At 60.3% G+C, this 23,262-nt stretch carries 17 protein-coding genes and 2 pseudogenes; 9 read left to right on the plus strand and 10 right to left on the minus strand.

The genetic code is table 11. The features are described from left to right. Nucleotides 1–210 precede the first annotated feature (210 nt). Nucleotides 211–2,610, minus strand: coding sequence for an adenylate/guanylate cyclase domain-containing protein (locus D3227_RS43050; RefSeq protein WP_245451933.1), 2,400 nt, complete (start codon nucleotides 2,608–2,610; stop codon nucleotides 211–213). Between the two features lie 198 nt (nucleotides 2,611–2,808). Between D3227_RS43050 and D3227_RS30610 the strand changes: the two genes are divergently transcribed. Continuing rightward, complete coding sequence (locus D3227_RS30610; protein ID WP_167480920.1) at nucleotides 2,809–3,588, plus strand: transporter substrate-binding domain-containing protein; 780 nt, start codon at nucleotides 2,809–2,811, stop codon at nucleotides 3,586–3,588. Nucleotides 3,589–4,101: 513 nt separating this feature from the next. On the opposite strand, the gene D3227_RS30615 is transcribed toward D3227_RS30610, so the two are convergent. Beyond that, a complete protein-coding gene (locus D3227_RS30615) occupies nucleotides 4,102–5,043 on the minus strand; it encodes an AraC family transcriptional regulator (protein WP_120017980.1) in 942 nt (313 codons plus the stop codon). 192 nt (nucleotides 5,044–5,235) lie between these two features. Between D3227_RS30615 and D3227_RS30620 the strand changes: the two genes are divergently transcribed. Together D3227_RS30620 and D3227_RS30625 are read left to right on the plus strand one after the other, a co-directional pair. After that, on the plus strand, nucleotides 5,236–6,573 hold the full coding sequence (locus D3227_RS30620) for a tetratricopeptide repeat protein (protein WP_120017947.1): 1,338 nt from the start codon (nucleotides 5,236–5,238) through the stop codon (nucleotides 6,571–6,573). A 107-nt stretch (nucleotides 6,574–6,680) separates the two neighbouring features. Then, on the plus strand, nucleotides 6,681–7,097 hold the full coding sequence (locus tag D3227_RS30625) for a DsrE family protein (protein ID WP_095494527.1): 417 nt from the start codon (nucleotides 6,681–6,683) through the stop codon (nucleotides 7,095–7,097). 971 nt (nucleotides 7,098–8,068) lie between these two features. On the opposite strand, the gene D3227_RS30630 is transcribed toward D3227_RS30625, so the two are convergent. The 4 genes from D3227_RS30630 to D3227_RS43060 all read right to left on the minus strand — a co-directional run bounded on the left by D3227_RS30630 (nucleotide 8,069) and on the right by D3227_RS43060 (nucleotide 10,021). Beyond that, a complete protein-coding gene (locus D3227_RS30630; RefSeq protein ID WP_120017948.1) occupies nucleotides 8,069–8,713 on the minus strand; it encodes a peroxiredoxin-like family protein in 645 nt (214 codons plus the stop codon). A gap of 443 nt (nucleotides 8,714–9,156) precedes the next feature. After that, the gene (locus tag D3227_RS30635; protein ID WP_120017949.1) at nucleotides 9,157–9,573 is read right to left on the minus strand and encodes a hypothetical protein; all 417 of its coding nucleotides are present in this window, start codon (nucleotides 9,571–9,573) and stop codon (nucleotides 9,157–9,159) included. Next, a complete protein-coding gene (locus D3227_RS43055) occupies nucleotides 9,573–9,812 on the minus strand; it encodes a hypothetical protein (protein WP_245451934.1) in 240 nt (79 codons plus the stop codon). Before D3227_RS43055 ends, D3227_RS30635 begins: the two co-directional genes overlap by 1 nt. 2 nt (nucleotides 9,813–9,814) lie before the next feature. Continuing rightward, nucleotides 9,815–10,021 (minus strand): recombinase zinc ribbon domain-containing protein, encoded by a 207-nt coding sequence (locus D3227_RS43060; protein WP_245451935.1) that lies wholly within the window; start codon nucleotides 10,019–10,021, stop codon nucleotides 9,815–9,817. Between the two features lie 491 nt (nucleotides 10,022–10,512). Between D3227_RS43060 and D3227_RS41875 the strand changes: the two genes are divergently transcribed. Together D3227_RS41875 and D3227_RS30645 are read left to right on the plus strand one after the other, a co-directional pair. Continuing rightward, nucleotides 10,513–10,881 (plus strand): DNA-binding transcriptional response regulator, encoded by a 369-nt coding sequence (locus tag D3227_RS41875; RefSeq protein ID WP_167480919.1) that lies wholly within the window; start codon nucleotides 10,513–10,515, stop codon nucleotides 10,879–10,881. 45 nt (nucleotides 10,882–10,926) lie between these two features. Then, a pseudogene (locus tag D3227_RS30645) lies at nucleotides 10,927–11,114 on the plus strand (IS110 family transposase); the annotation flags it as partial. A gap of 168 nt (nucleotides 11,115–11,282) precedes the next feature. Here the strand turns inward: D3227_RS30645 and D3227_RS43065 are convergent. After that, nucleotides 11,283–11,441 (minus strand): annotated as a pseudogene (locus D3227_RS43065) (protein-L-isoaspartate(D-aspartate) O-methyltransferase); the annotation flags it as partial. A 151-nt stretch (nucleotides 11,442–11,592) separates the two neighbouring features. Here D3227_RS43065 and D3227_RS30655 point away from each other — a divergent pair. The 4 genes from D3227_RS30655 to D3227_RS30670 all read left to right on the plus strand — a co-directional run bounded on the left by D3227_RS30655 (nucleotide 11,593) and on the right by D3227_RS30670 (nucleotide 18,618). Next, nucleotides 11,593–12,249, plus strand: coding sequence for an ABC transporter ATP-binding protein (locus D3227_RS30655; protein ID WP_120017950.1), 657 nt, complete (start codon nucleotides 11,593–11,595; stop codon nucleotides 12,247–12,249). Beyond that, the gene (locus tag D3227_RS30660; protein WP_208646493.1) at nucleotides 12,249–14,657 is read left to right on the plus strand and encodes an ABC transporter permease; all 2,409 of its coding nucleotides are present in this window, start codon (nucleotides 12,249–12,251) and stop codon (nucleotides 14,655–14,657) included. Before D3227_RS30655 ends, D3227_RS30660 begins: the two co-directional genes overlap by 1 nt. Then, entirely contained in the window at nucleotides 14,647–15,702 is a 1,056-nt protein-coding gene (locus tag D3227_RS30665; RefSeq protein WP_120017951.1) for a lipocalin-like domain-containing protein, read from the plus strand. Before D3227_RS30660 ends, D3227_RS30665 begins: the two co-directional genes overlap by 11 nt. Nucleotides 15,703–16,569: 867 nt before the next feature. Continuing rightward, on the plus strand, nucleotides 16,570–18,618 hold the full coding sequence (locus D3227_RS30670; RefSeq protein ID WP_167480921.1) for a family 16 glycosylhydrolase: 2,049 nt from the start codon (nucleotides 16,570–16,572) through the stop codon (nucleotides 18,616–18,618). Nucleotides 18,619–19,112: 494 nt separating this feature from the next. On the opposite strand, the gene D3227_RS30675 is transcribed toward D3227_RS30670, so the two are convergent. From D3227_RS30675 to D3227_RS30685, 3 genes are all read right to left on the minus strand, one after another. Then, nucleotides 19,113–20,021 carry a LysR family transcriptional regulator gene (locus tag D3227_RS30675; RefSeq protein ID WP_120017953.1) on the minus strand — a complete coding sequence of 303 codons (909 nt, stop codon included), beginning with the start codon at nucleotides 20,019–20,021 and terminating at the stop codon, nucleotides 19,113–19,115. An 867-nt stretch (nucleotides 20,022–20,888) separates the two neighbouring features. Then, entirely contained in the window at nucleotides 20,889–21,437 is a 549-nt protein-coding gene (locus D3227_RS30680) for a dihydrofolate reductase family protein (RefSeq protein ID WP_120017954.1), read from the minus strand. A gap of 403 nt (nucleotides 21,438–21,840) precedes the next feature. Further along, nucleotides 21,841–23,262: an alpha/beta fold hydrolase gene (locus tag D3227_RS30685; RefSeq protein ID WP_120017955.1), complete on the minus strand. Its 1,422-nt coding sequence runs from the start codon at nucleotides 23,260–23,262 to the stop codon at nucleotides 21,841–21,843.

Here is a 23,262-nt window from a genome sequence, read left to right on the forward strand (position 1 = left end):
CGAGATAATCCTGCTCGTCTGCGCTCAGAACCAACGGCGCGGTTGGGCGGCCATTCGCGTTCGCCATAATGCGCTCCTCTCCAGAAGCGACGTAGCATACAATGTAACGAACTTCAGTTCCAGATGACTAGGGCCAAACCGCAGATGCGGATTTATGGCGAAGGCAATAATGCCGGTCCCTGAATGGAAGGCGTCAAATACTGCAGATTTCTACGGCTGAAGCTTCAGGACGAGGTCCTGCGCGAGATTTCTGAGGGCCGCACGATCGGCCTCGGACAGCTTTTCGATGTCGATATGCATCTCGGCGCCGTCCATGTGCGCGGATATGACGCCATTGGTGCCGTTAACCTGATCGTGCACTCCCAGCACCTTATGGACCCTAATTGGGTCGGCAAAGCCTTTGGCGACGATCGGGTTCTGCTCTTCGGTGGGGAATAAGTCTTTGACCAGAGCGTAGGTCTCGTGGGCGAGTAGAATGCCGCCAAGTTCTGCATGGAACTGCAGTCTCGACGCAAGATTAACCTCGCTGCCGATGATGGTATAATCCATCCGGTCTTCGCTTCCGAAATTGCCGACCGTGCAGAAGCCGGTGTTGATGCCCACCCGCATGCGGAAGGGGCGCTGGATGCCGCGCCCGCGCCAATCGGCTTCCAGCTCGCGCATGCGCCGCTGCATGGCAACCGCCATTTTTACGCAGGCGACAGCATCCTCCTTGACGCCGCGCGTCTCGGGATCGCCGAAGAAGATCATGATTGCGTCACCGATATACTTGTCGATCGTCGCCCCATGGCTCAGCGCAATCCGGGACATCTCGGTCAGGTAATGGTTAAGCAGGGCGGTGAGCTCTTCCGACTCCATGCTATCCGTGGTTTCGGTGAAGTCGGCCACATCCGCAAAGAAGATCGTCAGCTTCTTGCGTGACGAGGATATCGTGATGTCGTTCTTGCCGGTGAAGATCGAGGCGAAGACCTGTGGCGAGAGATATTTCGACAGCCGCTCGGACAGCCGCTCGAGCGTCCGGCTCTTCTCGTCGGCGACATCTTTGGCCCGCTCTGCGTTCTCGCGGGCCGCGATGATTTGCGCCTCGAAGTTCCTGTGCTCGGTGATGTCCGTGTAAATGGCGACAATGTCGCCGTTCTCGGCGCGTCGTTCCCCAATCTCTACCCAGACGCCGTTAGCACGCTGCTGAACTGTGAGGCCATGCGGATTGCGGTGATGCTCGATCCGTTCGGCGACCCATTCGTCGATGCCGCCGTGCGGAATGAGGATGAGTCCTCGTTCGATCGACTTGCGTACGACCATTTCGAACGACTGTCCGGGCTGCACGAAATCCTCAATCCCGGGGTATAGAAGCTCCCTGTAGCGAGTATTGCAGACCACGAGATGGTCCTCCGCGTCGTACAACGAAAAGCCGGTGGGCAGCGTCTCGATCGCGGAAGTGAGCCGCAAGCTGCTGCGCTTGATGTCCTCCTCGCGCCGGTTGATCTCGTTGACGTAGTTGACGACGGACTGCGCCATCTCGGCTATCTCATCGCTGCCCCTGGTGAGATCGAGCGCGTCTTCGGACGCGTGGCCTCCGGTCATCGCCCTGCGGAGCCTGTTGAGCCGGCCGACCACGGACATCTGCGTGAATGCGCCGACGGCCAGCGCGCCGGTGAGCCCCAGGCATCCCATGATCAGCAGGAGGCGGGACCGGCCGGCGAGCGTGGCGTTCAACGTCTGGTTCTGCGCGGCGACGTCGTTGCGGATGCTCTCGACCACCAGATCTACCGCTGCGGCCAAGCGGCCCGAGATCTGCTCGTTCTTCTGGAACAGGTCTTCGATCTCCCGCTCGGCCAAAAGTAGCTTCTGGCGTTGGACAATGAAGCCCTGCGGCCCGCCCGCGATTGCCGCCAGACTCTTCTGCAATGCGCCGAGCAGGGGCTCAGCGCCGGTCGCGCTTTGCACGGCGTTCTCTGCCTCGCGCAGATGCCACGCCATGTCTGCTGCCATCACCGAGAGTGCGTTGGGCTGCGTGGTGGCCAACGACTCCAGGGCCGTCGAATTCAAGGCGTTGAAGGCGGCGATCCACGACCGTATCGCAATGGCAACCGCCGCTTTGCCGAAGGCCTTGTGCTCCAGCGCACCCGTTGCGTTGTCCCTGATGGCGACAAGCTCGCCGATAGCCTTGTCGATGCTGTCCTGCAGCGCCGCCTTCTCGTAGATCGCTGTAGACAGGCTGTCGGCATTGTCGAACAGGGCCGAAGCTTCGGCGTTGATCGAGGCCAGGCCCTGGCTGTCCTTGACTTGGCTCGACAACTTGTCGATCAGGGCCTGGAGCTGGTTCTGCTGGTTGAACGCCTTGGTCGTGAAATCGAGCAACGACCCCTCGTTGAGCTCGCGTGCGAAAAGGCCGGGCGCCAGCGAGGCGATGGCCTGCGTGTGTTCCCTGAGCTCGGCCGCGTCCGACATGGTGTCGATCTGCGTCGAAGCAACCGTAGTGAAGACGTTGTTTGCTTCCCGGAACGAGTATATCGCGACGACGCCGCCCAAAACGGTAAGCAGCACCAGAAGCGCCAGCCCGGTGAGGATCTTCAGCGCAACGCCGTGCCTTGCAAGCGCAAGCAACATGTCAAACGCCAGGCATGGGCCTTTTGAGGCCGTCACCGATCATGGTGGAATGTTCCTCGAGACAATGCTAATTTAGCATAACGCAAGGTCAATCTTGCTGAAAGCCTCCTAGCGGGGGGATATGGCATGGGCTCGAACAGGGCGTGGCCACTTGTTTCCTTCGCCTGCGCGGTGCTGGCAGCTTTCTCGACCCCTTCCTTGGCCGGGGAAACTCTGGACAGGATCAAGCAAAGCGGTCAGCTTCTGTCGCCCTATCCTGATATCTGGCCGCCCTACGTCATCAAAGGCGAGGATGGCGAACTGATGGGCTTCGATGTCGAGGTGCTGCGCGAGATCGGCCGGCGTCTCGGCGTCGAGGTCAAGTACGTCACTGGCAAGGACGGCTCGATCTATACATGGGAGGAGCAGACCACCGGTCAGTGGAACGGCAATTACTACATCGTGGTCAACAGCATGACACCGACGGCCGAACGCGCCAAGCACGTGGCCTTCCCCGTCACCTATTACTATGCGCTCGGCGTGCTGGCGGTGCATCGCGACAACACGACGATCAAGAAGCCATCGGACGCCAGCGGTAAGCGCATCGGCGCGCTGAAGTCGGCGAACTACGAACTCTACCTTCGGCGCAAGCCGTTCGGCATCGTCGACGCGCCGCCGGTGGTCTACAAGATCGACAATCCGATCGTCGTCACCTACGACCACGAGGAGGAGGCGTTCGAGGCGCTGGCCAAGGGCGACGGGGTGGAACTGGACGGCGTGGTCAACTACTTGCCCGTCGTGATGGCGCTGATCAAGGACGGCAGGCCTTTCAGGGTGATCGGCCAGCCTCTCTACCGCGTGCCGCAGTCGGTCGCGATCATGCCGGGCGATCCCGAGTTAGCCGATCTGCTAAAGAAGACGGTCGACGAAATGCATGCCGACGGCACCTTGCGAACCCTGTCGATGAAGTGGTTCGATTTCGACCTAACGGAAAAATGACGACCGGCCAACGATGTGCAATCAGGCAGCCGTTGGAGTCACCCGGTTAAGCAACCAACGTCTGCTCGCGGGGACGCCCCGTTCATCCAACCAAGGTCGCAGACGGGTCAAAAGTTGACCTGCCCGGATGTCGGCTTCGGGGCCAAGTCCGGCATAATACCGCCCAAGCCGAATGTCTGCTTTCGAGAAAAACGAAGGAGACCTCAACGGCGGATATGGCGGCGCAAAGCTGCCGTTCCGTCAAAGAGATATGACCGGCAGCTTCTGGTGTCCCAAAAGCGATAGCGGACAGTCAGCTCGGTGGGACCGATGTCTCTGGCTGACCCTCAAACCCGCCCTTCCCGGAGTGATCACACTGCCTGAAAGCTGACGTTCATCGGAACCAGCGACTTTGACCCGTTCGGGTCCTTCAGTGGTTGGAGGTCAAGGGCAGCTATGTCAGCCTTTGTTGCCGTTCGCCGATCGGGATGAGTTGTGCCCTCGACGATGTGCCCTCGACGATTCGTCGTCAGATCAGGCTTTGCGGACCATGTGCTCTCGCCGCCAGGCCGCTGGTGGGACGCCATATTCGCGTCGGAACGCCCTGTTGAAAGCCGCTTCGGACTCATAGCCGATATCGAAGGCGATCCGCACGATCGGGTCGGCGGAATCCCTCAGTTGCGCCGAAGCCTGTTCGAACCGCTGTCTCGCCAGATAACGCATGGGCGGCTCGCCGATCACGCGCGTGAAGCGCTCCGCGAAGGCCGAACGGGAAACGGCTATCTCTCGTGCAAGAGCTTCCGTCGTCCAGCGCCTGGCAATCTGGCCATGGAGTAGCCCAAGGGCGCGTCCGACGACCGGATCGCGCATTCCAGCTGTCCAGGTATTTCCCGCCGGGGGCTGAGACGACAAGTAGCGTCGGACGGCCTCCATAAACAGAACTTCTGCGAGCTTCGCGAGCATTGCTGGCGATGTGGCGTGGCGTCCCGCCAACTCCTTCGTTGCGAAGCGGAAGGTGCTTTCTATCCAGCTCCCGCCTTCGGCGACATCGAGCTTCAGCACGCTTGGCAGCATTGCGATGAAGGCGTTGTGCGGAAGATCGTTGCCAAGAAAGCCGCAGAAAATCTGCGTCCGCTCCCCGTTCCCTCCATAAATGATTTTTGCAAGCCCGCCTTCCGGTCCCGGCTGGATCAGTTGCTCGGCACTGACGGGCCGCAGGTTTAATGCACTTCCGAGGACGTGATCGTCATTTCGTGGCAGAACCACGATCTCGCCGCTCTCAATCTGCACCGGCTGCTGGCCGCCGACCTTCAAGACACAGCGGCCGGCGGTGACGTAATGATACGCGATAATGTGACGAGGCTCGGGCGTAAACGGGCTGCAGTCCTCCGGCCCGACCTTCGCCGAAATGCACCATGGGGCTGTGAGTTCAGCGTCGAGGAAGATGCCTCCCGTAAGGCGCATCGCTCGAAGCATATCCAAAAGAGCATCCACCGGGACAGCATTCCATTAAAAACGGCGGATCGGTCAAGAGTTCCGGCGCATCGCTCATTAACCGGCCCGACCAGCAAGTCTAGCTTAGCATTGAAACCGCTGATCCGGCAGCCGGAAGCTCACGGCCGGCCGGGGTCGGTGATGCGTTCACTCTATTCAAGAAGGAAACCAATTATGATCGTCGATCAGCAGGGCCACGCGCTTTCCGGCGCAACATTCGAAGCCGCGGGACTGTACGATCGGGCTGCTGCGGCCTTCAACCTCTACCGTGGTGACCCCATCGGAATGCTGGACCAAGCCATCAAGGCGGCCCCGGAATTCGCGATGGCGCAAATCCTGAAGGCGCACCTGTTCGGGCTCGCGACCGAGCCGGGGGCGACGAAGGATGCGAAAGCAATCGTCGCCAAGGTTAAGTCATCGCGGCTTTCGGAGCGGGAGGCGTCTCATGTCGCCGCGCTTGACCTGCTGCTGGAAGGACACTGGACCGCCGCCGCCGAGGCCCTCGACCTGCACAATGCGAACTACCCGCACGACCTCGTCGCGCTTCAGTCGGGCCACCTGATGGATTTCTACCGCGCCAACGCCCGGGACCTGCGCGACAGGATCGCGCGAGTGCTGCCGAAATGGTCCGCGGATATGCCGGGCTATTCGATCCTGCTCGGGATGCATTCATTCGGGCTGGAGGAAACCGGCGACTATGGGCGAGCGGAAGAAGCTGGCCGCCGCGCGGTCGACCTGCAGCCGCTCGACAGCTGGGCCCACCATGCCGTCGCCCATGTGATGGAGATGCAGGGCCGCGCTGAGGATGGCATCGGCTGGATGATCGCTCGCGAACCCCACTGGTCCGGCGACGACAATTTCTTCAAGGTTCACAACTGGTGGCATCGTTCGCTCTACCATCTAGATCTCGGGCAAGTCGACGAGGTCTTCGCGCTCTATGACGGTCCGATCCGCAGGGATCGGAGCACCGTCGCACTCGACATGGTCGACGCCTCGGCGCTTCTCTGGCGCCTGCATCTTTCAGGGCACGATGTCGGCGACCGCTGGCAAGAATTGGCGGCGACCTGGGACAATCATGCCGACGGCCGCACATACCCCTTCAACGACTGGCACGCGGTGATGGCATATCTTGGCGCCGGTCGGAACAGCGAGGTCGAACGGATCCTCGCATCCTATCGGAACGGAACCGACGTCACCGATGTCGCCGAATGGGGGCAATGGACTGCTATGCCCCTTGTTGAAGGGTTCACAGCATTCTGGCACGGCGACTATGACACCGCGGCGCAACGCCTCTCTGGCGCACGCTTCATCGCCAACTCGTTCGGCGGCAGCCACGCGCAACGCGACATCATCGACTGGACCCTTGCTGAGGCCGCCGTGCGCGGAGGTCTGACAGGCTTGGCTCAAGCCCTCGCGAACGAGCGCCTTGCGCTGAAACCCCACAGCCCGGTGAATCGAAGCTTCCTGACCCGGGCCGGAGCAAATGCAGCGCCGGACCGGGAAGCAGCCTGAGTGAACCTGCGTTTCGCATCCGGTAGTCCGGCGGCGGAACGCAGGAATTTTGAAGTCTCGACACGGCCCCTCGGGGCTCCATCAACCGCGCCATTGGAGTTTCAATCATGAAACATCTAGCAATCGTCGTACGCGATGACGCCTACGATAAGATCCTCACGCCGCTGACCTTCGCCTACACCCAGGCCCGAAAGGGCGTGAAGGTCGACATGCTCTTCCTGCTTTGGGCAGTAAGGGCGCTGACCAGCAAAGGGGCGGCTGCCCTTTCGGTGGACGGACGACACAAGTGCGAAACCGATTGGCTTCGCGGCCGGATGGCCGCGGACGGAGAGCCGACCGAGATCGAGGACTTCCTGAAGCTTCTTGCTGAGACCGGAAATGTCAACCTCTACGGCTGCCGCTATGCGGCGCAGACGTTCAAGGTCGAGCCCGCCGACCTCATAGCTGAAGCTGAGGGAATCGTGGATCCTGGTTGGTTTCTGACCGAAAAGGCCGTCAAGGCGGACCACTGTCAGTACTTTTGAGCGCTCGTCAGCCAGTTACCTTAAGACTTTCAAGGAGTTCCCGCCTGCACTACGTCCCTCGAGCTTTTCGATCGACCAGATTGTCGAGGATATGCAAGCGTCCTTCTCGGCCACCACCGCGCAATGAGGCGCCGGGATACCTCCGGAGCTCAGCAATAAACGGACGGGACCGCATCTTGCGGTCCCTTTTCCTGCAACGACCGCTTAGGGGACAGAGACGCGACGTTCACGTTGCTGGCAATGAAGGTCAGGAGATGGCGCAACTTTCCTGTTCGAGAACCGGAAGAAGTGACCCTATCCGGACCTTGCTGCACGAAATCCCTCCCCGAAAGCGGACATCGAGCACAACCAGCGCTGGACCCAATCCTGACCTGCCTACATGATTTCAATCCCGAAATCAGACATTTCGCCCGACGGCGTCATACCCATGGTTCCTTGTCCAACTCCGTCCGGGTGGCCGGCGTTCGGCTCGTGGTTCATGCGGTCAGGACATCCTCAATCTTGATCGGCAATGTCCGCACACGCTTGCCCGTCGCGTGGAACACTGCGTTGGCAATTGCCGGAGCGGTATACGTGGACGACCGCAGAGGGTCGACTCCGGCCGGTGGCTGAAGGTCAGCTAACGAGGCGCGCTGCGAATGACCAGTAGTGGCGCAATCGAGGCGATCCGTGCTTTTGACCGCTCTGCACGCGGAAGAAGCCGTTGGAGGACTAGGTTGGGTGGAAACTTGCCGTATGCGCGCCTGTCGTAACGACGTGATTGCGGCAAGGAGCGGACGTCGCCCCGCCTCTGCGGCTTGCTCACTCTAGCGTCGGGGGCGGTCCGCAGACCGTTGAATCGAAATCGCTACGAAGCCCACGGGCAGACCTTAGCCGCCCGCGCTGAGCATTTCGATGATTGTTAAATCCAAAGAATCACCACAGGATGGTGGCCGTCGAGCGAGTTTTCAGCAGCCCATTTCCGCAGCCTATTAATGTGCAACTTGGGAAGCTGCCGACATCAATTCCTCGGGATTCGGCGCTCTGAAGGTGTTGAGGCCATCCTCCAGAACTTCAGTGAAGTTCCAGCGTACGATGCCCGCCCGGTCGATTAGGAACTGACCGACAAGCTGCCCCTGGCCGGAAGCCACCATCGCCTGCTGATCGGCTTCCGTAATCTCATATCCTTCCTTCTTGTTGAGGAACTCGTTCATTGCCATGACGTCCATAGGTTTGGGCAACTCGCCCGGGAGATGGATCCGTATCGCCATGACCGTGTCCATCCCAACCTCGCGCAAGCCGAAAGCACGGTGCGAGGCCCGCTCCGGGTCGGATGCGGCGAGAAGATCGGGTGCCGGGTGGTAACGGAAATAGAGCCGCGCCCGCTCGACCGGCGTATTGACCACCGCCAGGCATTCGACGCCTTTCTCACGCAGGGCCGGCTTGAGTTGCGCCATCGCCGCGACATGGCGCCGGCAGAACGGACAGTGCAGGCCTCGGAACAACCCGATCAACAACGGGCTACGGCCTCGAAAATCATCGAGCGCGATCTTGCCTTCGCGTGAGATCGCATTGAGCACAACATTCGGTGCCCGGTCGCCCGGCTGCAGCGGGCGGTCAACACTACTCGTGGACATGGACAACCTCCTCGCCCCGGGTCAGTCAGGGAAAGCAGCACACCCAGCGTTTCGGAGGCGATCAAGTGCTGGGGCGAAAGCTCCCTGTGCCAAGGCAATAGTTTTCGACCTCTGCCATATTGCCGAGGTCGAGATTACGCGCGTTGCAAGCCCACCATAACACGAAAAAGCATCTGCGGGTCGCCTCCAAATGTGGTGAATGACCTCACGCGAGCGCACTCCCGAATGCTCTTGCGCTGAAGGTCAGGTTCCCGACCTCGATTTGGAGGTTCGCCCAAGGTCGTCAACGGGTCGGTTTCGGACGATAAGCGAAGGTCCGCTCCCGAAAAGCGTCGGGAATGTCTGGAAATGGCGCAACAAGATGTCCAAGGTGGTCGCCGGCAACGTCCGCTATCGGGCAAAAGCGAAGATCACCTCAACGGCCGACATGCGGCGCGAAGCGGTCACAAGAAGGTGGCCACGTTCGGCAAGCGCCGCTGCCGTTCCCACTCGACGGGAAACCCGCGCACCAGCGGCTGCAATTGCATCGTCGCAGGCTGGCGCCCGTCGAGGATTGCTTCGACCAGATCTGGTGCCAGCAGCGTCAACCGAAGCACGTGAGATATGAACGACCGGTCGAGTTTCTTGGCCTCGGCGAGTTCGGAGATTGTGACGAACTGGCCTGCTTCCAGTTGGTGCTTCCACGCAAAGGCCTGAACGACGGCGCGGAGCAGCGTGTTGTCGATGCGCGGACGTGTCGGTGCCCATCCCTCGGTCGTGTTCGGCGACACCACCAGTTTACGGACGCCACGCTTGCGGATCGCCATCGGGATGGAGACCGTTAGCAAACTGCCGTCGCGGCTGATCTCGCGGTTGCTCATCAGGCGGCCCTATCCAGGTTTGGCCGTTGCCGAAGCTCGGCGATGACACTGGCTATGCCTTCGGTCCGAAGGCGGATGGAGATGCCGTTTACATCGACGTCGATGCGCTCGACCAATAGCTGGATAATGCGCGCCTGCTCGGCGGGAAAGAGTTCTCCATCGAACTGAACCAGTGCGTCGCGCACCTCGGTCTCGCTGATCTCGTCGCCGTGCTCGCGCGCGACCGCCCAGGTCTTCACAATCATCTCTGGGAGCGCAGCAGGATGCGGACCTGATCGATGACTGCGGCCTCGATCTCGCCGGCAGGCAGGCGCCGTACCGAGCAGGTTTCCGGCCCGAGCTTCTGGACGCTGGTGGTGACGTAGTACCTGTACAGCCGCCACTTCTTGCGCGTGTGTGCCGGGGTCATGGCATAACCATTGGGTGCGTAGATCAGGCCTCTGAGCAATGCCGGCGTCTGCCTGCGGCAGTGCCCTGCCCGCTTGCTCGGGCTTTCCGCGATGACCGTCTTCTGGTTGATCCCGTAGCGCTCGGCCAGTGTCCTCAGGCTCGCTTGACTATCCGTGTTGCTCGACGGTTGCCTCTGTCATCGTGGCGCTGCCGTGTGGGGCTGCTTTAGAGACCAGCTTCTTCCCACGTGGGAAAAGCGCGGCATCCGCCCCGTCAGGTTTCTGGACGACACGCGTTGGGGAATCCACCAACGAGCTAAAGTTACATCCTCTTGCGGGAGTCGCTGACAGATCGAGAGACGAGGTGGATGGCATTCCAGAATGACCTGCCTGGCACAAGCTACGCGACGACGCGCGAAGGCGCTCTTGACTCGTAGGCCACTGATGCCACCTTGGCTCCATCGCATCCACTTGGCGAGTCCGCTCCAGTGAATTAGGCGGTGCTGTCTCGTTCGGAATTCTTGAATCCAAGAGCCGCGGAGAGCCCCAAATGAAACGCCGCGGACTTTTGGGGCCGATCGTACTCGCAAACAGCAATGGGCACTCATTGATAGCGGACGCGGATTTGCTAACCGATGCCGGTTTCAACGTTCTTGAGGCCGTAAGTGTTGACGAGGTTCTCAGCCACCTCGAATGCTACAGTAATATTCGAGCCGTAGTCTCCGACTTAAACGTTTCAGGGTGGCTGGATCTGACGCGTTTTCTGGAGCAGCATTGGCCCGATATCGGCATTGTCCTCTTGGGGGTGCCGGAGAACCCCGTACTTGGAATCCCAAGACTGGTCAGATTTCTCAAGAAGCCATACACATCCTCAGTTTTGATCCAACGGATCAAACTCGTCCTCTCTGACTCAACCTGAGTGGAGGCGATCGTTGTGTCGCTGGCGAAGGCTCCAACATGCCGACGAGTCCTGTTCGACAAAGCCGCCAACCTTATGCTGACGCGCTTACGAGGAGCGTTGAAGCTGAAGGACTGGGCATTGGCCATCGCCAAGCGCTTCACGATGCGAAGGTACAGAGTCGCACTTGCCCGGCGGCTGGCCATCATCATGCATGCGATGCTGGGGCACAGCACAAGTTCAGACCGGCGTAGCCGATCGGCACTGGATAGGGGACCGAAACGAGCTCCCGAGCGGGAGGGGCGCCCGAGGGAGGGAGCGGATGACGGCGCCGATTCTGTAGCATGCGGTCGATCCGTCGACCGATGCGATTTCAACCAAGCCGCTCCATACCCAGCTAACCCCATCAAGTGCCCTATGAGCACGAAGCGATGCCGCGGCACCCACCGCATCGCTGTCATCACCCGCTCATCGAGCGTCGCCTTGCCGAGTTCTTCGCTTGCAAGGTCGGCATGGATTGCAATCACCTCGACCATGTGCCTGCGTAGAACCGCGAGGTGCTCTTCTTTCATCGGCTTCATGACGGTGGGGCTTTCCTCAACCAGTCTGCTGCCAGATAGCTTTATGCCTTGTTCGTCTGTCACAGTAACGCCCGCCACCGTGGTTCGACCACTCACTCGATCCATCCGCCGTGTCAGATGCACGCGGACCTCCGGGGAGTAACATAGTAACATGCTGCTGAGGCTGCACCAGATCGACAAATTCTACTCCACTGGCGAGGGGCCGTTGCATGTTCTGCATGGGATCGATCTTTCGCTGGATGCGGGCAAGAGCCTTGCGCTGACCGGCGAGTCGGGCAGCGGCAAGAGCACGCTTTTGCACCTCGTTGCAGGGCTCGACAGCCCTGATGCGGGAGAAATCCACCTTGGCGGTACCAATATCGTGGGGCTGGACGATACGGCCCTTGCCGCCCTGCGGCGGGGAACAGTCGGACTTGTGTTCCAGCAGTTCAACCTGATCCCTTCGCTTAATGTGGCAGCCAACCTTGCCTTTCAGGCTCGACTTGCCGGCCGTCCTGATCCGGCGTGGCTGAAGGTCCTTGCTGAACGGCTGGGCCTGGCCAAGGTCCTAACGCGCTACCCTGAACAGCTGTCGAGTGGGCAACAACAGCGGGTGGCGATTGGGCGGACCCTAGCCGCTCGGCCCCGGCTGGTCTTGGCCGATGAGCCCACGGGCAATCTCGATGAAGCAACAGGGGATGCCGTCCTCGATCTGATACTATCGCTGGTGACCGAAACGGGTGCCGCGCTGTTGATGGTTACCCATTCCAACCGTCTGGCAACTCGACTGGACGCCTGCGTTCACCTGCACGCGGGACGGCTGGCTTGATGGTGTGGACCGGGTTGTCAGCGCTCTTGTCGCATTGGCGCAGGCGGCCTGTCCAACTGGCGATGCTGCTTTTGGGGCTATCGCTGGCAACGGCGCTGTGGTCAGCGGTTCAGGCGATCAACGGTGAGGCGCGGGCGAGCTATGACCGTGCAGCGGCGATCCTAGGGCAGGACCGGCTCGCGCAACTGGTGCGTGAGGACGGGGCCCGGATGGATCAACAGGTGTTTGTGAGACTGCGGCGAGCAGGCTGGCTGGTTTCGCCGGTGATTGAAGGTGAAATGCGGTTTGGGGATGTGCGGTTGCGCGTCCTTGGCATTGACCCACTGACTTTGCCGCCGCAGGCGCAGCAGGTGGATGTTGCGGTGGGTGATGAGCTATTGCCGTTCATCACGGCGCCCGGTGTGCTCTATGCAGCTCCGGAAACCGCGGCACGACTAACCGAGCAAGCAACACCTCCCGTGCGCGTGGCCGAGGGTTTGCCGCCTGGCACAGTCCTCACCGACATCGGGCAGGCGCAGGTCCTGCTTGGGGCAAAGGACAAGATCTCTCGTCTTTTGCTCTGGCCGGACCAACCGATTGGCCGTGCCCCTCTAAAGGTGACAGTTCCCGGCCTGACCCTGCGCGAGCCGAGCGAAACGGGGGATCTCGCCAGGCTGACCGACAGTTTTCACCTGAACCTGACGGCTTTCGGTTTTCTTGCCTTTGCAGTAGGGCTCTTCATCGAGCATTCCGCCATCGGTCTGGCATTTGAACAGCGCCGCCCGGTATTTCGTACGCTGCGCGCACTGGGCTTGCCGGCCCGCGTGCTGGTCCTTTTGCTGATCGCCGAGCTGCTGTTCTTCGCCCTCCTCGCGGGGCTGGTGGGCGTGGCACTTGGCTATGTAGTCGCCTCGGCCCTTTTGCCCGACGTCGCCGCCACCCTGCGCGGGCTCTACGGAGCCGATGTGCCGGGAACGCTGTCGATCCGCCCCGCAGTGTGGGCAGCGGGGCTGGCCATCGCGGTAATCGGCACGCTGGTAGCGGCCGCGCAGAGCCTCAGGCGCTTATGGCACCTGCCACTGCTTGCACCGGCCCAGCCTCGGGCCTGGGCGCGGGCTTCGGAACGGGCACTGCGCGCGCAAGGCGTGGCTGCGATGGTGCTCCTGTTGACGGCGGCGGGAATTGCACAGTTCGGATCCGGCCTCGAGGCGGGCTTTGCGCTTCTGGCGGCACTGCTGTTGGGGGCGGCACTGATGCTGCCGCTCGTGCTGACGGGGATATTGCACCTTGGCAGCCGCATGGCACGTGGTCCACTGGCCGAATGGTTTTGGGCCGATACGCGTCAACAGCTTCCCGGCCTGTCATTGGCGCTAATGGCACTGCTGCTTGCGCTGGCCGCCAATGTGGGCGTCAGCACGATGGTGGGGAGCTTTCGGTTGACCTTCATCGGCTGGCTCGATCAGCGTCTCGCCTCCGAGCTTTACGTGACCGCGCGCACTGAAACAGAGGCCACGCTGATACACGACTGGCTGGCCCAGCGCAGCGACGCGGTCCTGCCGATTTGGAGCATTGAGGGCCGGGTCGCAGGCCAGCCCGCAGCAATATACGGCGTGGCCGATCATGCCACCTATCGCGACAACTGGCCGATCCTAACTGCAGTCCCGGATGTGTGGGACCGAATCGCCACAGGCGACGGCGCCCTGATCAACGAACAACTGGCGCGGCGCCGAGGGTTGGGCCTGGGAGACCAGATCACGCTGCCCGGTGGCTGGCGGGCCAGCATCGCCGGCGTCTATGCCGACTATGGCAACCCGATTGGCCAGATAATCATCGGGATCGACACACTGGTCCAGCACTACCCTGACGTCCCCCGCCTGCGCTATGCCATTCGAATTGCCCCCGGCAAGGCCGAAGCACTGGGAAGGGATTTGCGGGCGGAATTCAGGCTGCCAGCGCAGAACGTGATTGACCAGGCCGGGATCAAGGCCTTTTCGCTCAAAGTGTTTGAGCGCACATTCAGAGTGACAGCCGCGCTGAATTTTCTGACGCTGGGAGTCGCGGGGCTGGCGATGTTTGCGAGCCTCATAACCCTGTCGGGGATGCGCCTGCCCCAACTGGCGCCGGTCTGGGCAATGGGTCTGACCCGCCGCCACCTCGCATGGTTGGAGCTTTCGCGCGGCTTGCTGTTGGCAGCCTTGACAATGCTGGCCGCCGTGCCTGTGGGTATTGCGCTCGCCTTTGTTCTACTGGCGGTGGTGAATGTCGAGGCTTTTGGCTGGCGCCTGCCGATGCATCTTTTTCCTGGTGACTGGGCGCGGCTGGCGGCGCTCGCGTTGCTGGCGGCCGGACTTGCAGCCGCCGTGCCTGCCTGGCGGCTGGCGCGTCTTTCGCCATCGGATTTGCTGAAGGTATTTGCACATGAGCGTTAGAGCATTGCTGATCTACATGTGCTTGGCCGCACCTGCCTTTGGCCAGGGTTTTGCTGGGCTTGGCACTGAGGCTGACGGGTTTTCAGTGCCGCAGCCGGGGACTGTATTCAACTTTCCGGCAGACCACGGTCCGCACCCCGGTTACCGGATCGAATGGTGGTATTTGACCGCCAACCTGCAAGCTGCGGATGGAGCGGACTATGGCGTGCAATGGACTCTTTTCCGATCCGCCCTTGCCCCGGTGGAGCGGTCCGGCTGGTCCAGTCCGCAGCTTTGGATGGGCCATGCGGGGCTGACGACGCAAACGCACCAATTCGTGGCCGAACGGATGGCACGGGGCGGCATCGGCCAGGCGGGGGTTACGGCTGCGCCCTTTGCGGCCTGGATTGACAACTGGCAGATGGCAGGCCGGGCCCTGCCAGAGGCGGATGCGCTGTCGGCGCTCGATCTGCGTGCGGCGGGGCAGGCGTTTTCCTACGAACTGGCGCTGGACGCCAAAGGCCCTCTGGTGCCGCAGGGAGTGCAAGGCTATTCGGTGAAATCCGAGAAGGAGCAGGCGAGCTATTATTACTCGCAACCATTCTACCACGTGACCGGCACGCTGACCCTTTCGGCAGGCGCGATTGCGGTGACCGGTCAGGCGTGGTTGGACCACGAATGGTCCTCGCAGCCGCTGGCTGAGGATCAAACCGGGTGGGACTGGTTCTCGCTGCATTTCGACAGCGGCGAAAAGATGATGGGCTTTCGCCTGCGCGACGGAGGCGCGGGCTTCACATCGGCCACATGGATCAAGGCCGACGGCAGGCCGCAGCCGCAGGGCCCCGGCGCGCTAAGGGTGACGCCGCTCGAAACGGCGGCAGTCGCGGGACGTAGCGTGCCGATCCGTTGGCGGGTGCAATTGCCGGAAAAAGGGGTGGATGTGACCACGCGGGCGCTGAACCCGCAAGCCTGGATGGACACACGCTTTCCCTATTGGGAAGGCCCGATCCGATTTGAGGGCACCCATGCCGGGCGCGGCTATCTCGAGATGACAGGCTATGAGTGACTGGAGGACGCTGCTCGATCGCGAGATCGCGACGGTTGGCGAATTGCCGAAAATGGAGAAGGTTAGTTTCCAGCGCCCTTCCCTCTACCACCTTCAAAGTCCAAACAATTCTCCGGTCCCCTCATGGCTTCCTGAAAGCCCAGCGTTTGCGGGATGTGCGGTCGAAAGCTGGGGAGCGCGGAAACACCGTTCTTGCCCGAACTGCTCTCCGAATGTCCATCATTCTCCGAAGCTGGGGAGTAGCTCCAAAAATCCTCAGGTTTTGACAACAGCAATATCAATGCCTTAGCGCCGGCCTTGCTGCGGGCAGTTTTGCGGTTCGCTCGCCTGTCAAGAAAGACCACAACTAAGTCGTCGCTCGCTACGCCCGGCTTGCGCCACTACGGACATCGCCAAGCCACTACTCGGACGTCGCGTTTGGGCCGGAAGCTGACCAGGCAGTTTTGAACTGTGGATCTTCAAGAGCCGACATTCAGGCCGGCTGGGGCATCGTCGTGACCTGACCGCTAATGGTCATTCCGGAGGCGAGATTGCAGGTCCGAATCAGATTGAGAAAACGGACGTTCGGCCATGCTATCTGCGCCGACCGTCGCGCCACCCCATTGGCGAGACGCCCGTGAGCCTCTTGAAACCCCGACTGTAGGCCGCCTCCGCCGGCCTACAGTGGAATATCGAATTAAACAAGTTGACAAACGTAAGCCTACGGTGAAGGTCGCCTTAGGACGAACATTGCAAGTCCGGGGAATAATCCTGGGAGGAGTCCTATGACGTACTGGCCCCATTTGCGGCGGAATGGGTGTCCACTACACGATTAAGCCTTGGTGGGGGGTCAACCGCGAAAATGTTGCGAGAACGAGGACCCCATCAATGGCTGCGATTGCTCTTCCTGGCGATTGGACCGGACAGTACAAAGGATCGGAGCTGAACCTCTCCAGTTTCAAGCTCTCCTTTTCCGACGAGTTCAATACGATGGATGTCGTGCCGAACAACGGCACCGGCAAGTGGTTCGCGCCTGTGCATGCCCCCTATGGGGCCGCCACGTTCATGTCGCCGGTGGGAGCAACGAACCCGTTCTCCGTCTCTGACGGGCAGCTGACCATTACCATGAAGCAGGTGGACGGCGTCTGGCAGTCGGGAACGATGCAAACGGTCAACAGTGCCGGCCAGGGTTTCGCGCAAGAGTACGGGTACTTCGAAATGCGCGCCGCCTTTCACGGCGGGGCGGGAGCCTGGCCGGCTTTCTGGATGCTGTCGCCCGATCAGACTGTGCCACGCGTCGAGGTCGACATCGTTGAAGCGTATGGCGGCGATCCCGATGGTCATCACCAGGCGGTGCACTTGAGCAATAAGGAAAGCCACGCTTCGAAAGGCAACTATACGGGCCTCGCCGGTTCGATGTTTGACGGGGCGTTTCACACCTACGGCGCGAGGATCACGACGGACTGGATCACCGTGTACTATGACGGCAAGGAGCTGAGCCGCTTTCCAATGAGCGAGTTCTTCCGTACGCCGCTCTATATGGTGGCCTCGCTTGCCATGAATCCCCTTGAGGTCGAGCGGGCGTCCGGCACGTACAGCATGGTCGTCGACTACGTGCGCGCCTATGCCGCGCCGGACGTGATGGAGCAGCACCTGACCGGGACGGATGCGGCGGATATCCTGAACGGCGCCAGCTTTGATGACGTTCTGGACGGGGGAGCTGGTGCTGACAAAATGTCCGGCGGTTTCGGCAACGATACCTACCGCGTCGACAACGCATTCGACGTAGTCATTGAGGCTGCCGGCGCCGGCATCGATCTGGTCATCACCTCGATGACGTATTCGCTGTCCGGCCAGCAAATAGAGCAGCTCACGCTCACCGGCGTTGCCGACATCGACGCGATGGGTAACGAACTCGACAACACGCTGGTCGGCAACGCCGGCAGGAACCTGCTCTCCGGTTTGTCCGGCGACGACGCCCTGCGGGGCGGCGCCGGAGCCGATCGGCTCGACGGCGGAGTCGGAATCGACAAGATGGAGGGCGGCGCAGGCAACGATACCTACTATGTTGACAATGCGCTCGACCGCGTGATCGAGGGCGACGCGGCGGGCAACGACCGGGTATTCAGCTCGATCACCTATTCACTGCCCCGCCATGTCGAAAATATGACTCTCATGGGCGTCGCCAACATCAACGCCCAAGGCAATTCTTCCGACAACGAGCTGACCGGGAACAATGGGAACAACCGGTTATATAGCTATGATGGCGCGGACCGGCTCGATGGCAGGAGCGGGGCCGACCTGTTGAATGGCGGTGCCGGCAACGATACCTATTATGTGGACAATGTACTGGACAACGTCATCGACGAAGCGGGCCTCGACCAGATTTTCAGCTCGGTCACGTACTCACTGGCGGTCGATCGCCGGGAGGTAGAAAATCTGCGTCTGACCGGCAATGCCGACGCCGGAGCCAAGGGAAATTCCCTCGACAACGTACTCGATGGCAACGACAGCGACAACAAGATGGACGGCGGCCGAGGCAATGATACCGTGCTTGGGCAGGGTGGCAACGATGCACTAGTCGGCGGCCTGGGTATTGACCAGCTTACTGGTGGCGCCGGTAACGATTCCTTCATTTTCAGCGCGCCGCTCTCAGTGGCCAACCGCGACATCATGACGGATTTCAACCATTCGGCCGACTCAATCAGGCTCCAAAATGCGTATATGGAGGCGCTTGGAGCCACCACCGGAGCCCTCGACCCAGACTACTTCTTCGCTGGAACCAGCGCCCACGACGCCGACGACCACATCATCTATAACAAGGTTACGGGTGAGTTGTTTTACGATTCCAACGGAATTGCAGCAGGTGGCGTGACACAGCTCGCGACGCTGACGAACAGGCCGACGCTGCTCGCCGACGATTTTTTCGTGATCTGATCCGGCGCCTACAGCGGTGCGCGTGAAAATGAGATCACGCGCACCGCTGTAGCTTCTTGTTTGCGCATCGCTTTGTTCGAAAAGCCGGTGACCACTTTTCGAGCGCTGCTCTAGACTAAGAGACGGTTCGCCTGGTGGAGAACGAACGACCGCTTTGCATCATCGGCACCGGGCGTTCACAGATGTCGCCTCGCACGTCAGCTGTTGGCGCAACCGCGACCTCAGCGTGGCATCAGCAATGTCCGCCTGTGGTAGGCGGTCAAGTCGGTCGGAATGACCGACATGCTGCGCAAAGCTGCCGTTCACAGCAGTTCGATCAGAATCTGGTGGGCTTGCTATGCTGACATTGTGGCTAATTAAACGCGGCGCCATCGCGGCGAAAACTGCCCGATAAAGCGCTAAGCGGCTTTGTCCGAAGTTTGATCCGGAATGACCGGAGCTTGGACCGGAAGCAGACGGTCCCGTTCTGGAACGAACTAGCCGGAAAGGTGCCATCACGACACGTCATACTGCTGCGCCAGCGAGGCGAAAAGCTGGTCGGCGAAACGGGCAGCGGCCACCGGTAGGGTGCGGCCCTTGAGTTGGCCGACATAGAGCATGCCAGCGGGCACGTCGCGCGGGTCGAGCGGCCGGGAGATCATGTCACCGGTCATCGTTTGGTGGGACAGGCCAATTGGGAAATGGAAGGTGATGATATCCTCCGAGATAGCGTGGTTGCGCAGGAATTCGAAGCTGTCCGACTGAATCACCGGCTCCAGCTGCAGCGATGACGATTGTGCCCCGATGTCGAGCAGGTAGCGCACGCCGTAACTTGATGTGGGAAGCGCGATTGGATAGTCGAGGCAAGCGCGCAACCGCACCGTCTCGTGAGAAGCCAGCGGATGATCGGGCCGCATAACCGCATGCACCGGCTGGTGCACCCGCATCAGCGTCATGAAAGCAGCCAGCCGGGTTGGCTCGTAGACGATGGCGATGTCGGCCGTGTGATCGACCAAGGCGCGCTCGGCCTCCTCCCGGTCGCGAAGGTGCACTCCGAAGGTCACATTCGGATGTTCCTTGCGGTAGAGTGAGATCTGCATCGGCAGATGGTAGGGCAATAGCGCCTGGCTGCAGGCGATCGCCACATGGCCGGCCCGGGCGCCAGCAAGGTCTGCAATCTGCGATTTCAGGTGCTCCATATCGGATAACTGGTTGCGCATGTGATGCACTAGAAGTTCGCCGGCGCTGGACAATCGCACGCCGTGAGGCAGTCGCTCGAAAATCGCAACGCCCAGTTCGGCCTCCATCGCCAATATACGCCGGTTGAGCGCCGTCGAGGTTATGGCGAGCAATTCCGCGGCGGCGCGGATCGAACCGGTGTTGGCCACCACATTGATATAGTGAGCGGAGTTCAGGTAACGCATCGGCAGCCTCCGGCATGACCGCTGCAATTCTTGCAGCAGGCTGAACAAAACATAGCACAAGACAGCAGCACCGTCATCGACATAATTAACTCTGTCGACATATGAGTGAAGAAGTATCTTCAAGCGACATTGATTATTTAAAATCAATGAAAGGTGAGATAATGGATTTGTTCCAGTTTCTTCAGTAAATCATTAATTAAAAAAGGAGAAACCATGCGCTACATATCAATTGTAAGCTTAGCTTCTCTCGGTTTTGTTGCCATTGTGAATGTATCGGCGATTGCCGCCGAGCAATGCAACGACACGGCCGAGTCATCCGGCCTACCAGGTTATACTCATCAATGTAGTGTGACTTCCAAGATCAATATCGATGAAAGCGTCCTAGCAGACGCCGGCGAGCATAAAAGCTGCGGTTCGGATTGTGCGCAAGTCTACAGTATGTGCAAGACCAGCAGGGGTAGAGACTGTCGCCAAGAATACAAAACCTGTTCTTGGAAATGCGTCTTTGGTGCGGAAATAACGATTCGCCAGTAGAGAAAACCTGACATTTGAAATCTTTGTTCGGAATTCTTGTTGGGCGTTTAGTGCGCGAGTCGGGCGGATGCGCGCCGAAATTACCATCACTGTTTCGCCCGCCGACCGCTGCCGCCTTCTAGCTGTGGTCATATGGCATAAGGTCCTTGAACAGAGCTTGGTACGCCAAATGTCATGTTTCGATTGGCGAGTTCAACCGGTCAACGCAACACCGCTCGCAATCTATCAGCCGGCGTTTCGAAGCCCAAGGTTTTTCGGGGGCGTTGATTGAGCCGCAGGGCTATGGCGGACGTACGTGTTGGTTCGCCTGTGGGCGCTGAAGCGCCTTATCGTTCAGTCTCGCGGCACATAGATCATATGAACCGTATCGTCATCGATCAATGTGCTCGACACCAGTTGCAGCGGAGGCCTTGCCTCGTGGAAGAAAGGCTTGCCCCTGCCGAGCACGAACGGCCTCACGTGCAGGTGATATTCCTCGATCAGGCCCAGCCTGGTCATAAGGCTGGCCAGTTCCGGACCGGAGACGCTCAGGGTACCGTCCGTGCGGGCCGAGATCTCGCGAATCTGCGTTTCAATATCGCAGGAGATGAGCGTGGCCTTCGGGCCGACCCCTGAAAGCGTGCTCGAAACGACCCATTTGGGCAGCTTGCGCCAGAGTGTCGCGAACTGGCGAAGCGAAGCATCCCATTCCGCGTGATCATCGTCCCAGTAGCGCATGACCTCGTACATCCGGCGGCCATACACAGCGCCGGCATGGTTGCGAATCGTCTCGATCCAGTAATCGAAGTGCTTCTGGCTTGGTGCGCCCATGACCAGATTTCCGGCAAGGTCATCGACATAGCCATCGATGGAGACGTTCATTCCCAAGATAAGTTTGCCCATGACCAGCCCCTTCTCATAGTGGGTTCACAGATTAAACTGCTTGTAGTTTGCAAGCGGTCAAACGCTATCGCAACTGTTTGCAAATCGCAAGCGGTATGGAAGGAAGTGTTCATGCCGCAAACGAGCCCTGCGTTGTCCCATCAACCTTACACCTGAACAGTTGGGTGACTGGTGGCCTATCCGCTGACAGGAAGAGCTGGCGAGTACAAGACATCCGCTACCGGCGCACAGATGCCGTCACACAGAAAGCAATGTGGTGTCTGCTTTCGGGCAGAGGCAACGGCTGACTCTAAGACCGACATTGGGCGCATTGCTGCCATTCCATGGTCGCAAATGAAGGTCTCCAACGGGTCAAAAGCTTGCCGTAGAACTGGCAGTTCCAAAGTGGATCACCGGTCGTAAGCTACGCGACCGGATTGTGCATCGCCAGGAAGACAGCCGTTTCCTCGAAAAACTGGTCGTAGGCTGACGTGCCTTCAATGAGCACGTGGTTATTTCCCGGCAGTTCGACGAACATCGCCCCCGGAATGAGTTTTGCCATCAGGCGGCCCTCCTCGATCGGCACGACGCGATCGCCCACGCAATGCAGCACGAGCGTTGGCACACGGACCCTCTTTGCCAGCTCTGTCACCTCAACTTTGCTGTTCATTTGCCAAAGTCGCATCGCCGCCTCGGGGCTCGTGGCAATGCGCTGTAGTTCGTCAAAGCTCGCCATAATCTCATGTGGGGCGTCGGGGATGAACGTCGAAGTGAAGAAATGCCTGAAAACAGGATTCGGCGAGCCCCAGCCGTCGCGGATCATCATCGCCCCGGCTTCATATAGCTTCCTTTGGTCGAGACCCGGTCGCCTTAGCCGACCTCGGACAAAACCACCCAGCAGGACGAGACATGTCACTTGCTCCGGATGCTCCACAGCATAGCGCACGGAAAAGGCGCAGGCTTGCGAGATGCCGAGAAGCGCGAACCGATCCACCTGTGCAGCGGTCGCGACTGTGGACATGTCACCGGCCATTGCATCTTCCGATATAGTCTCAACCTCCCAGTCCGAGAGGCCGTTTCCGCGTTGATCGAACCGCACGAGATGGCAAAACTTGGCGAGCTTCGCGAGCATCGGACGCCAAATTGGACTGTGCCATTCATACTCAAGATGGTTCAGCCAGTTCGGACCCTTCAGCACCGGCGCTCCCTGGCCAATGCTGGCCCAAGCCAGTTGCACGCCGTCCGACGCCGTCGCGAACTGCACCCTCTGGTGCAGCGCCGCCTCGACAGGTCGAGTCGTCTGCAGCGCCGCGTCGGGCGTCCACTGCCAGACACGGATGGGTCGGGAGATGTTCTTTACCCGCTGGTTGCCCATGTCACGGAAGGGAACCTGGATCCGGTCCTCGACTGCCTGATGCACAATGTCCGAGACGCACACGCCGCCCGGCTTGGCGAGCCCCTCTAGCCGCGAGGCCACGTTTACGCCGTCGCCGAAGACGTCTCCGTCCTCGAACATGACGTCACCGAGATTGATCCCGACGCGGTAAAGGATTTGGGTGTTCTCAGGCTCACCGCTGTTCCGCTCCGCCATCGATCGTTGGATTTCGACAGCGCTCTCAACTGCCTCGACGACGCTCGCAAACTCGACGAGCAGGCCGTCGCCCGTGGTCTTGACGATATTGCCCCGATGCGCCGCGATCCTGGGCCTGACGACCTCACCAATATGTGCCCTCATGCGCGCAAGCGTGCCGGCTTCGTCCACCTCCATCATCCGGCTATAGCCGGAAACATCAGCGGCAAGGATCGCCGCAAGCTTCCGCTCGAAAGGGCCGGCCACGTCAACCAT

Source organism: Mesorhizobium waimense, assembly GCF_003601975.1.
Lineage (GTDB): Bacteria > Pseudomonadota > Alphaproteobacteria > Rhizobiales > Rhizobiaceae > Mesorhizobium > Mesorhizobium waimense.